The 10,784-nt window shown below is 44.4% G+C and carries 13 protein-coding genes; 4 read left to right on the forward strand and 9 right to left on the reverse strand.

The window, feature by feature from the left end:
- A partial coding sequence (locus tag D6D85_RS08910; RefSeq protein WP_272914432.1) for a saccharopine dehydrogenase family protein occupies positions 1-642 on the forward strand: 642 nt, incomplete at its 5' end.
- A gap of 109 nt (positions 643-751) precedes the next feature.
- Here D6D85_RS08910 and D6D85_RS08915 read toward each other — a convergent pair.
- Positions 752-1,510, reverse strand: coding sequence for a class I SAM-dependent DNA methyltransferase (locus D6D85_RS08915; protein WP_125671707.1), 759 nt, complete (start codon positions 1,508-1,510; stop codon positions 752-754).
- Between the two features lie 124 nt (positions 1,511-1,634).
- On the opposite strand from D6D85_RS08915, the gene D6D85_RS08920 reads away from it, so the two are divergent.
- Entirely contained in the window at positions 1,635-2,231 is a 597-nt protein-coding gene (locus tag D6D85_RS08920; protein ID WP_161969794.1) for a PD-(D/E)XK nuclease family protein, read from the forward strand.
- Between the two features lie 135 nt (positions 2,232-2,366).
- Here the strand turns inward: D6D85_RS08920 and D6D85_RS16855 are convergent, their stop codons facing one another.
- The 3 genes from D6D85_RS16855 to D6D85_RS08935 all read right to left on the reverse strand — a co-directional run bounded on the left by D6D85_RS16855 (position 2,367) and on the right by D6D85_RS08935 (position 4,054).
- On the reverse strand, positions 2,367-2,633 hold the full coding sequence (locus D6D85_RS16855; protein ID WP_237558806.1) for a hypothetical protein: 267 nt from the start codon (positions 2,631-2,633) through the stop codon (positions 2,367-2,369).
- Positions 2,634-2,766: 133 nt separating this feature from the next.
- Entirely contained in the window at positions 2,767-3,015 is a 249-nt protein-coding gene (locus D6D85_RS08930) for an AbrB/MazE/SpoVT family DNA-binding domain-containing protein (protein ID WP_125671709.1), read from the reverse strand.
- A gap of 139 nt (positions 3,016-3,154) precedes the next feature.
- On the reverse strand, positions 3,155-4,054 hold the full coding sequence (locus D6D85_RS08935) for a phosphate signaling complex PhoU family protein (RefSeq protein WP_125671710.1): 900 nt from the start codon (positions 4,052-4,054) through the stop codon (positions 3,155-3,157).
- A 75-nt stretch (positions 4,055-4,129) separates the two neighbouring features.
- Between D6D85_RS08935 and D6D85_RS08940 the strand changes: the two genes are divergently transcribed.
- Both D6D85_RS08940 and D6D85_RS08945 read left to right on the forward strand, forming a co-directional pair.
- Positions 4,130-4,690 (forward strand): hypothetical protein, encoded by a 561-nt coding sequence (locus D6D85_RS08940; protein WP_125671711.1) that lies wholly within the window; start codon positions 4,130-4,132, stop codon positions 4,688-4,690.
- A complete protein-coding gene (locus D6D85_RS08945; RefSeq protein ID WP_125671712.1) occupies positions 4,687-5,514 on the forward strand; it encodes a pantothenate kinase in 828 nt (275 codons plus the stop codon). The genes D6D85_RS08940 and D6D85_RS08945 overlap by 4 nt, the downstream gene beginning before the upstream one ends.
- A 41-nt stretch (positions 5,515-5,555) precedes the next feature.
- Here D6D85_RS08945 and D6D85_RS08950 read toward each other — a convergent pair whose 3' ends face one another.
- The 5 genes from D6D85_RS08950 to D6D85_RS08970 form a co-directional block, all read right to left on the reverse strand.
- A complete protein-coding gene (locus tag D6D85_RS08950; RefSeq protein ID WP_125671713.1) occupies positions 5,556-6,614 on the reverse strand; it encodes a branched-chain amino acid ABC transporter permease in 1,059 nt (352 codons plus the stop codon).
- Between the two features lies 1 nt (position 6,615).
- Positions 6,616-7,530: a branched-chain amino acid ABC transporter permease gene (locus D6D85_RS08955; protein ID WP_125671714.1), complete on the reverse strand. Its 915-nt coding sequence runs from the start codon at positions 7,528-7,530 to the stop codon at positions 6,616-6,618.
- Positions 7,531-8,238, reverse strand: coding sequence for an ABC transporter ATP-binding protein (locus D6D85_RS08960; RefSeq protein WP_125671715.1), 708 nt, complete (start codon positions 8,236-8,238; stop codon positions 7,531-7,533).
- A gap of 1 nt (position 8,239) precedes the next feature.
- Positions 8,240-8,992, reverse strand: a complete 753-nt coding sequence (locus tag D6D85_RS08965) for an ABC transporter ATP-binding protein (RefSeq protein WP_125671716.1) — start codon at positions 8,990-8,992, stop codon at positions 8,240-8,242.
- Positions 8,993-9,064: 72 nt separating this feature from the next.
- Positions 9,065-10,372, reverse strand: a complete 1,308-nt coding sequence (locus tag D6D85_RS08970) for an ABC transporter substrate-binding protein (RefSeq protein WP_161969795.1) — start codon at positions 10,370-10,372, stop codon at positions 9,065-9,067.
- Between the last annotated feature and the right edge of the window lie 412 nt (positions 10,373-10,784).

Here is a 10,784-nt window from a genome sequence, read left to right on the forward strand (position 1 = left end):
GCGGGCCTTCCATTGAATCCAGCTCCTCCCCTGAACTACTCCATAACATGGAGCCCTGAGGATCTGCTCGACATGTACACAAGACCCGCTAAAATAGTGAAGAAAGGAAGAGTAATTACAGTCCCTGCTCTCAGCTATCAGGAGCTGAAATATGTTCCGGAGCTCAATCTATGGCTTGAGGCCTTCATAACGGACGGGCTCAGAACTCTGATAAAGACTGTGAAAGCTGAGGAGATGTGGGAGAAGACGATGAGATTTCCGGGGCATGCTGAGAAGATAAAGCTTTTGATAGATCTTGGATTTCTGTCAAAGAATGAGCTCATGGGGATACCTGTGATAAAGTACTCTGCATCAGTTCTGAGCAGAAGCCTTCCGAAGGACAACGATATGGCTATAGTCATAGTAGAAGCTTATGGAGAGGGGAGAAGGATCAGATACTCTGCCATAGATTTTCATGATGGGGAGAACACAGCCATGTCGAGAATGACAGGCCTGACAGCTGTTGGGATACTTCGTCTAGTTCTGGAAAACAAATTGGACAGAGGAATAAGACCTCCGGAGATAATAGGAATGGACGAGGATCTGTTCAATAACTTGATCCAGTGGTTGAAGGAGAGAGGTATTAAAATAGCACAGTATTGATAACTTGAGCTATGAATCTGAGGAAAGCAGTTTACGCAGCCCTGAACTCGGTAGGACTAAGCCTCAGGCTGACAAACTGGGAATCTCCCGGCTTTAGCCGTGGAGAGTGTCAATCAGCTCTAGCAACTATAACCATCTCCGGGCTATCCTCAGAGAAGGGAACCAAGTTATAGTCCGGATAGATCTCACAAAGAGAGAAGCCACAATCCCTCATTATATGTTTTATCTCCCTTGGAGTGAAGAGCCTAAGCCTTATTCTGTGGCTAAAAACATCAACCCCTCCCCTCGATAGATCCACAATAGACCAAGATATATCCACATCAGCCAGCTGATTCATTAGGTCTATGGTCCATGTGCTTTCCTTTATCGCGAGCATATTTCCCGACTTTCTGAACTCAGGAGATGGCATCTCGTAGTAAACTCTCTTGTCATTCACGCCAAATATATTCCATGTGTCGAATATGAAAAGGCCTCCTTCTACAATGTTTTGCCTTATCGAGTTGAGGAACTTCATCAGAGCTTCATCTTCAATGAAGTAGCTTGCGACTCCGTACATTGCTATCGCTGCATCAAACTTATCCTTGAATACGGTGTTTGCTGCATCCCCCACCAGGAAGCTCACATTTTCCATTCCTCTAGCTTTCTCCCTCGCCTTTTTCACCATTTCCTCCGATATATCTATGCCAATAACATTATATCCTCTTTTTCCAAGCTCTATGCTGTGCATTCCAGTTCCACAGCCTACGTCAAGTATCTTCTTAACTTTTACATGTGAGAACTTACGAATTATACTTTCTATAAAATCAGCTTCTCTTCTCACATCTCTGTTGGCATATAGAAGGTCGTAGTAGAGGGCATATTGATCCATTTAGGGTCCATAAGACCTGAATCCTACGCTTTAAAAAACAGCTTGCAGATATCATGTAATGGAATCTTAAAGCATGAATCATACGTCTCGAAATTGTTTTAAGCTCGCTTCCCCTTTCTTTTTGATGGTCCTATCGGCCGATGAGAAGAGAAAGTTCCTGAGATCACTTGAAGAGGATGAGGAGTTCAGGTATGCTGTAGCTGGGATGCTTGGCTACAAGGAGATACTGAATAGGATAACATCAATTGAGGAGAGGATTACTAGGCTTGAGGAAAGGTTTGCTGAGCTCGAGGAAAGATTTGTCAGGCTTGAGGAGGAGATGGTATCGACAAGGCGTGTGATGACGGTAATTGCTCACAGATTCGGCGTTATATCGGAGACATCTTTCAGAGAGGGGATGAAGTATGTTGTGGAGGAGGTTCTTGGAGCTGCAAAAGTATCCAGACTCCTTTTTAGAGATGAGGATGGCATTGTTTATGGATATCCATCGGATGTGGAGGTTGACGTCGCTGTTAGGGATGGTGAGCACATACTGATAGAAGTGAAATCCAGAGTGTCAAAGGGGGATGTAGCTGAGCTGAGCAGGATAGGGAGGCTCTATGAGATGAAGGAAGGGATTAAGCCGAGGCTTTTGATAATAGGAGGATTTGTGGACGAGGGAGCTAGAAGGCTTGCTGCGGAGGCTAAAGTGGAGATAAGGGGTGTTGTTGAGGAAATCTGAACGGAATTATCATGACATGAAATACTTATAGCTGAGATTTGACACTATCCACGAATGAAGCGCGCGAAACCCCGTTGCCCCTGAAAGCCATTAATGAGGATAGCAATCCGTTGCTATCCGAGATGGAACGGATAGTTATAAAATGACTATCCGACAACGGAAGCAGTGGGACACTAAGCCCAGCAGCTGGCTTCTTAGCTTTGAATCATATGTTGCAAGAGGGATGCCTTTGTGTAGTGCTAAAGAGAGCACAATCTTGTCGTTAAACCGGGAGAGGGATAGCTTTTCCTCCACAACAGCGGAGATAGCCCATTTTACATCATCCATTCCCTCTCTGATAACAGCACACTTTCTGCATGTTATGTACTCGAGCAGCTTATCCCTTGCATCGATCACGCTCACAGAAAGCCCTTTTAGGAACCATATAAACTCATAAAGCACAATTAGGGGAATTAGCTAGCGATCCAGTTCATCCAGCAATTTAGCAGCTTCTTTGTGATGAAGGGAGTCCTCGAATGTATCATAGATGAGGATGTTAGTGTCGATCACCGCCTTCGGCAAGAGACTCACTCAGTCCTCTTGCTATCAACATATCTATCTCCTCTTGGCTCAGCATCCTCCCAGATTTCAACATTTTCCTCTTCTCTCTCACTTTTTCCATAACTATCCTGTCTTTTTCATCCACATACACGAGCAGATAATCGCCAATTTTTATGCCGGTGATCTCGCGGACTTCCTTGGGCAAGGTCACCTGAAAGCCTCTCGTGACCTTTACTTGATCCATAGTATAATTTTATTCTCTACTTCTTTAAATTTTTTCTCCTCTATTTTCTGTCCAAATCTCATGCTTTAAGAAATTCATCAATTTTTTATAAAAAGTATTAATTCATAAGTAAATGTCCATTAATCAAAATGTTTGGAGATTAGTAGCTCCACGCTATGCACAGGTCAGATATATCTATGTAAGCTCTGATAACTCTCTCCAGGATTCCAGCCATCTTTCCACCTGCCTCCTTTACCTCTTCTAACAGCTCCAGTCCAGCTGTCTTTGACTCATATGCTATCTCCTCAGATCCTGTCTCTATAGCTTTTGATACTCTGCTCTTTAAATCTCTCAGCTTATTCATCATGATAATATCCGAGCTCACATCCATGTAAGCCAACTCAACAGCAATATCTCCTATTCCCTCCTCAAGCATTGCACAAACCCTCAAGTCCATCAGCTCCACCGGATTTACCCCAAGTCTGGCCATCACTCCTGCATCTATGAGAGCAAGCCTTGCCATTCTCACAACTGTGAAGTATATCCTGTCCAGAACATCATCCCTTTCGCTCACCAGATCTCTTAGGTTTTCATCCCCCGTGCTTGCAGCCTTCATGGCATCTTCCAGCATCCTGTATGCCATTTCATGCATCTTCAAGAGCATCTCCCTTGGCTTCATCGAGGCAGGGTCCATCGTGCACCTGAAGATCAGCAGATCGGAAGATTCATCCTCAAGCTCCATTCCGGGAAGCCTTGAGATGAACTTCATTATCCTCTTCCTCTGCTCTATGCTCAGGCCTTTTGGGAACCTGATCCTTATGGTATCAAATCCAAGCAGATATCTGGACAGTATTGTCTCCAAGGATCTCTCGTCAACGAATTCCAGTTCTGTCTCCCTCTCCTTCCTTTTCCTATCGGCAAATATGAGCAGGGATCCGTCAGCTCTCTCCTCCATTAGTAGATTATCCCCTTTCCTGATCCCATTTCTTACAACCCAAGACTTAGGCAGCGATACCGATAGGGAGCCGCCCCCGACTGCTTGAACCCTTCTTACTATCATTAATCTCTCACCAGGTATATATAGAAAAGAGGGTAATTAAATAAAGTTTTTATTCTGCTTTAACAACGAAGGTCTATGAGAACAAGAGATGTAGCCCTTTCAGCAGTGAGCGGTGCTCTATACGCAATTGTAGGGGTATATACATACTTTGGCATAACCTTCTATGGAGTTAGGTTCTGGCCTGCTGTGGTCATTCCAGGGATATTTGCAGCTCTATATGGAGGCCTTGTTGGGGGAACAGGAGCTGCAATAGGGATATTCATATCGGATGTCATGACCCATGGGAATGCATTTCTCAGCATCGCGGTGGGAGTTCCAGCCAACTTCCTATGCTTTTATATGATTGGATTCCTGTGCCAGAAATTGAGATTAAAGGAGATCATGTCGATGAAAAAGGGAAGGGCTGTGCTAACTTGGATAATGATTTCATCAGCAGGCCTAGCATTGGGCTCAATGATAATAGGAATAGGCCTCACCATATGGAGTCAGCAGTTCCCAATGCCCTTTCAGCATGAGGTTCATCCAATATCCATTGAAGCTGGGCTTTTGATAGCGCTCTGGACTTTTGTATCTGAGTTTCCCTTTCTCTGGCTCTTGGTGCCTCCTGTCCTAGAAGTGGTGAGGCGGGCTGCATGAATGTGATCGGCTTGGATATAGGAGGAACTACGACAAAAGCAGTTCTTCTTTCAGGAGATAAAGTGAAACACTCAGTGAGTGCAACTGGATCTGAACCCCTTGTCTCAGCTTCAGGTGCTCTTGGAAAATTGATAGAGGAGGCTAAAATTCCGCTATCGGAAATAAAACTAATTTCCTGCACTGGAGGAGGGGCTAGGCACATGGGCTGTTCCCTCCTCGGCCTTAAGACGGTGAAAGTTGATGAGATAGAATCGATAGGCCATGGAGGTCTCTTCCTGTCAGGGCTTGATGAGGCAGTTGTGGCAAGCATAGGCACGGGAACAGCAGTTGTCCATGCAAAAAGACATGGAAATGAAGTTATCTCAAGACATCTTGGTGGAACTGGAGTAGGAGGAGGAACTCTTGTCGGCTTGGGCAGACTTTTGCTCGGAAGGGGGAGCGTTGAGGGAATAGTAGAGCTCGCTGAAAGGGGCAGACACGAGGCAGTTGATCTCCTCATCAGGGATATAGTGGGAGGACCTGTTGGAAATCTTCCTGAAAGCGCAACTGCTTCAAACTTCGGAAAAGTGGGGGATGGAACAGAGTTGAGCGATATAGCCGCTGGACTGGTGAGGATGATAAGCGAGGTCGTTGGAACAGTTATCTGTCTTGCTGCTAAATCAGTTAAAATGGAGGACAGGATAGTTCTTGTGGGAACTGTTCCAACAATCAGAATTGTCGGAGACCAGATAAAGGAGACAATAGCTATGCTTGGTGGGCATGCTGTAGTTCCGGATAAGGCCTCATATGCAGCAGCAGTGGGGGCAGCGATGAGAGCAAGATAAAATAAGCAAACAAAATTTAACAATTAAAAAGAAAGAGGGGATTAGGAGCTCTCCGGTATGCTCTTCTTGATCCTCTCCCTGATGTCCTTAGGTATATAAGGTCTCTCTGGAAGGACTCCCTGAGGTTTGTAGATTAGCACTAAAGCAGTTATGGCTCCTACAAGAATCTGATACAGCCAGATTACATCAAAAGGCAGGATCCCTACAAGCTCATGTTTGTAGTAGGTTATGAATCTGTCAAGAGCTGTGAAGATCGTGGCACCTGCAAGAGCTCCCTTGTTATTACCTGTGCCACCAAGAAACAGCATTAGCCAGGGTATGAAGGTGAAGTTGAACCTTGTAAACTGCCCGGGCATCACGCTTCCGTTAAAGAATGCCCACAGCACACCAGCTATTCCGCAGAAAGCTGATCCTATTACAATAGCTATTGTCCTGTACTTGACTAAGCTCTTACCAAGCGCTGCAGCAGCCACCTCATTATCCCTTATTGCCTTCATCGTTCTGCCCATTGGAGTTCTTCCTATATATTCAGCATATACATATATTATCAAAGCTAATATAAGCATTGCGACTGCCATCGCGACAATAGTGTTCTTTCCAGCCCATCCGAAAACCGATGGAACCTGCACTCCATACTCCCCGCCTATTAGCGGCCTGTAAGCTCTTGCAATGACATTCATTATCTCACCAAAGGCAAGCAATGTGATGGCAAGATAGTCTATCCTCAACCTCACTGCGGGGGCAACTTGAATTACTCCAAGGACTGCACCTATTATTGCACCAATTATGAGGTATATTATGAAGAGGCCAATTGATAAGAGCGGTTGTGAGCTCAATACTGGATTGATTAAGGCTATTACTCCAGAGCTCTCATATATCGGATCTAAGCTTGTTTTTATCCCCAGAATCAACAGAGCTATCCTAGTTGAGAGGTTGCCTATTATGTAGGCAGCGCCCGCCATTGGAAAGACCAGTCCAAATTGTGGGATGCCAGCAAAGCCTCTTTGGATGTTCAAGCTTATCGTCAGTATGATGTAGATGGAATAAACTGCTGCAAAACTTGTGGCAAACAGCATCACCTGCTCAAACAACGGATCCATTTCAAACACCCCTCCTTTTCATAATAAGAGAAGCTATACCGGTTGGCAGAACCGCCAGCGCAATTACCATTATGCCCAGAGGTATTATCAGCATGTAGTTGATTATATCAGGACCAACAGTCGAGGCTAGGAAGGAGAGCAACAATATCTTGGCGTACCCAAGCAGAAAGCTGCCAATAGGTGCTCCTATGAGGTAATCTAGTCCTCCTACTATGCTAGCACAGAACATTTCAGCTAGATAATAGGTTCCTGTGTAAGCATTACACATTTGGTAGAAGGGAAGTAATGCTCCAGCCAACCCAGCCGTGGCTCCTGCTATGAACCAAGAGAGGAGAAGCATTCTGGAGACATTTATTCCTAGCGTCTGTGCAAGGAATGGATTTTCCATACATGCCCTGAGAGCAATACCCAAGTTAGTTCTGTACAAGAGGAGTTGAAGTGCCACCATGGTTATCAAGAATGCTGTGAAGGAGACTAAAGTTACTCCCTGAAATCCGCCTATTCTGAAATCTATTGGTGCGAAGTAAATATTTCTTGACAATATTTTGAACTCAAATTGAAGCATATCAGCCAGTATATTCAGGAATCCATACATCAGGATATCGAAGGAGAGAGTGGCCATCATGAGAAGGAATATCGATGCTTTCCTTCTTCTCAGCGGTTCCAACACTGTGTAGAATAATAATACAGCTTCCAGACCTCCTAGGATGAAACCCAGAGGCATGCCCAGATATGGATGAAAGCCGAAAACCCAGACTATCGTTGAGGCATAAATTCCAGTAGTGACAAAGGAGGCATGAGCGAAGTTAGGTACTCTAGTGGTCCTGTAAAGAAGAGTGATTCCTATGGCAGTTAAGGAGAGTATCGAGGACCAGGTAAGTGCCGATGCAAAAGTACCAGTTAAACTAATTGCCATTCAATCACCCATCCCCAAATATAGCTTCATAATCTCTTTCTCGCCCATCAGCTCGGATGGCAACCCTTTAAAAACTATCTGGCCGCTAACCAGAACATACACTCTGTCAGCAACCTCTATAGCTTTCTGGACATTTTGCTCAACTAATATAACGCTTATTTCCTTTTGATCCCTTATCTCGCTTATCTTCTTAGTTATAAGGTTCACATACAGGGGCATCAGGCCGGCTGTTGGCTCATCGAGCAGTAAAAGCTTCGGATTCCTCACAAGCCCTATACTCATAGCCAGCATCTGGCGTTCCCCTCCGCTTAAGGTTCCGGCTCTCTGCTTTCTCCTCTCCTTAAGAATTGGAAAGAGTTCATACACATAATCCAACATTTCTGGACTGGTATTCTTAGATAGTGCCATGGAGATCCTAAGATTTTCATCTACTGACAGTTCCGAGAATATGTTTATCATCTGAAGAACATACGCAATTCCCTTCCTCGCTATGTTGTGGGGAGGAAGTTTTGAGATCTCCTCTCCATCAAGCTTGATGCTCCCGGAGTAGATGTCTGCGATTCCAAAGATGCTGTTGAGCAAAGTAGTCTTTCCAGCTCCATTCGGGCCCAAAACTGCAACTATCTCCTTTTTTCCACATTCTACCGAGATATCATAGAGAACATGTAGCTTACCATATCCGGAATTAAGGTTCTCAACTCTCAGCATGTCAACCACCTACATAAACCATTCTAACCTGCTCATTCCTTGCTATTTCATCTGGCGTCCCTCTGGCAATTATTCTTCCCTGATGCATTGCATATACAAAATCAACATACTTAAGAGCTATGTCAAGTCTATGTTCTATTATTAGAAACGTCAGTTTCATCTCATCCCTTAACTTAACTATATGCGAGAATATATTGTGGGCAAGCTTTGGATTTACACCGGCAATTGGTTCATCCAAGATTACCATCTTGGCTTCAGCCATCAAAGCCCTGCCTATTTCAATGAGCTTTAGGGCTCCGGCATCTAGGGAAGCTGGTTCCTTATCCCAATATTTTTCGAGGCCAAGTATTCTCATTATCTGAATTGCCTTGTCCACGGAATCCGCCTCATAATCCTTCCAAGATGATCTGATTAAGTGTTTGGTAAACGACTCTCCAGGATTGTTTCTTTCCGCCAACAGAAGGTTCTCCAGAACTGAAAGCTGAAGGAAGGGAGAAGGTATCTGGAAAGTTCTAACTAAGCCCTTCTGGTACATTTTGTGCAGTGGCAGACCGGTTGTGTCCTCCCCTTGGAAGTAAACCTTCCCGCCATCCGGCTTGTAATAGCCGCTTACTGAATTGACAAACGTGGTCTTTCCGCATCCATTAGGACCGATCAGAAGGGTTATTGATCCATCCTCAACTCCTATACTTACTTCGTTGACTGCTATTAGCCCGCCGAACCTTTTAACAAGATTATCTGTTTTGAGGATCATATCTCTTGACCTCCCTGTATAAACAATCTAATTAAGCACTATTGTTTAAAAAAAATAAAAAATAGGGAAAGTTCAGGATGCCAGAGAACGGTACCAAGTTATGCTGTCCGAGATAGGATCGTACATTCCTACTAATGTCATCTTTCCGTTTATTACTGCCCATATTTCCTCGCTCTGGGATGCTCTGTCATTCTTCTCATTTAGCTCGGTGTTTCCGCTCACTCCCCAGTACATCTTGGCCACATAAGGTATGGCTGCCTTTATTGCGTCAGCATCGTACTTGCCAGCCAGAAGTGTTGAGAGAGCAAGCACCCAAGCGGCATCATAAGCCTGAAGTGCCCATATATCCGGCTCCATCCCTATCTCCTTCTTGACGGTCTCTACTATCCTTCTCTTCAGTGGTGTGTCTGGCGCAGTGAATTGTACACAAACGACCTTAGTTTTTGAAGCTAAATCAGCAGCATTCTTGAGCACGACATCTGCTGGATATATAGTATCAGGTGATATCCACTGTAGGTTGAGCAGGAAGCTCTTTCTTCCATTAGCCTGTGTCAGTAGCAGCGTGAGATCCTCCTGCCATCCATTGTCGAACACAGCTACCTTCTCTCCCTTATCTACATAAGGCTTGGCTGCAGCCTCCATCTGATCCAACAGAGCTGAGAAGTCCTTCATATCAGGTGGATATACTGCATTAAGCAGAACTGCCACACCGTAATCAGGAGCCAGCTTTACGAAAGCATCTCTAACTGCCAAGTTGTATGTATCATCTATTGTTACAACTACAACATACTTTATCCCAAGAGTCTTGAGCACGTTCAGCAGGGCTCTGGAATCTGGTATCGATGACTCAGCTGTTATCCTGAATAGATAGCCACCAGGTGGAGCAACTCTCTCCCTAGGAGCAGTAGATGCTGAGGACACCACTATAACCTTCTGAGTGTTTGCGAACTCAGCTAGACTCTTTGTCTGCTTGCTTGTTAAAGATCCAAATATGACCTTGATTCCTTTAGCTGCTAGGGACTGAGCTCTCTGCAAGGTTAAGCTGGGGTTGGTCTCATCATCCTCAAAGTAGAACTTAAATGTCACATTCAGTCCTAGAGCCTTCACGAAGTTGTTTATGTCACTCTCAGCTATCTTCGCTATTACTTCTGATTGAAGACCTGAAGAAGCCCAGCTACCACTTCTGGAAACGATAACACCGAATGGGATCTCCTTCGGCAGGCCTGTTGGTGCAGGTGTTGGTGTTGGAGTAGGAGTTGGAGTAGGAGTTGGTGCCGCAGGCGCAGGCTTGGGAATGGCGTATCCAATTCCAATGCCGACAAGGAGGACCACTATCAAAAGAACGGCTAGTACCGGGGTTGTTATACCTCTCCTATTCATGTTGGACCCCTCAATCAAAAGGGTTTCATTTAAAAACTTTTGTGAAAACATTCTTTTTATAACAATATCTCCCCTCTCTTTTTGTTAAAAATTTTTCCTATGCCTTTCCGCAAGATGAGAGAGAAAGCTAGCAACAGCTAATCAGCTTGGCCTTTCATCGGTTTTCTAAACTGGTTACCGGATAGATCTCCACGTGATAGCTTCCTTAATTTTTATATCATTTTAACTAGGTTTTAAAACTATTCTCAACACTATAGCTATTTATCTTATATTTGAGACTTTTTACAAAAGCTTTTTAATATTCTTTCGCCCAAACCGAGTATGAGTATCCTATCTTCTGTTGAAGTTCAAGCCCAGCAAAAGATTGAAAGAGAATTAAAAAGGAGAAGATCCTCAATAAGACCGATAAACG

Source organism: Candidatus Methanodesulfokora washburnensis (genome assembly GCF_003947435.1).
Classification (GTDB): Archaea; Korarchaeota; Korarchaeia; order Korarchaeales; family Korarchaeaceae; genus Methanodesulfokora; species Methanodesulfokora washburnensis.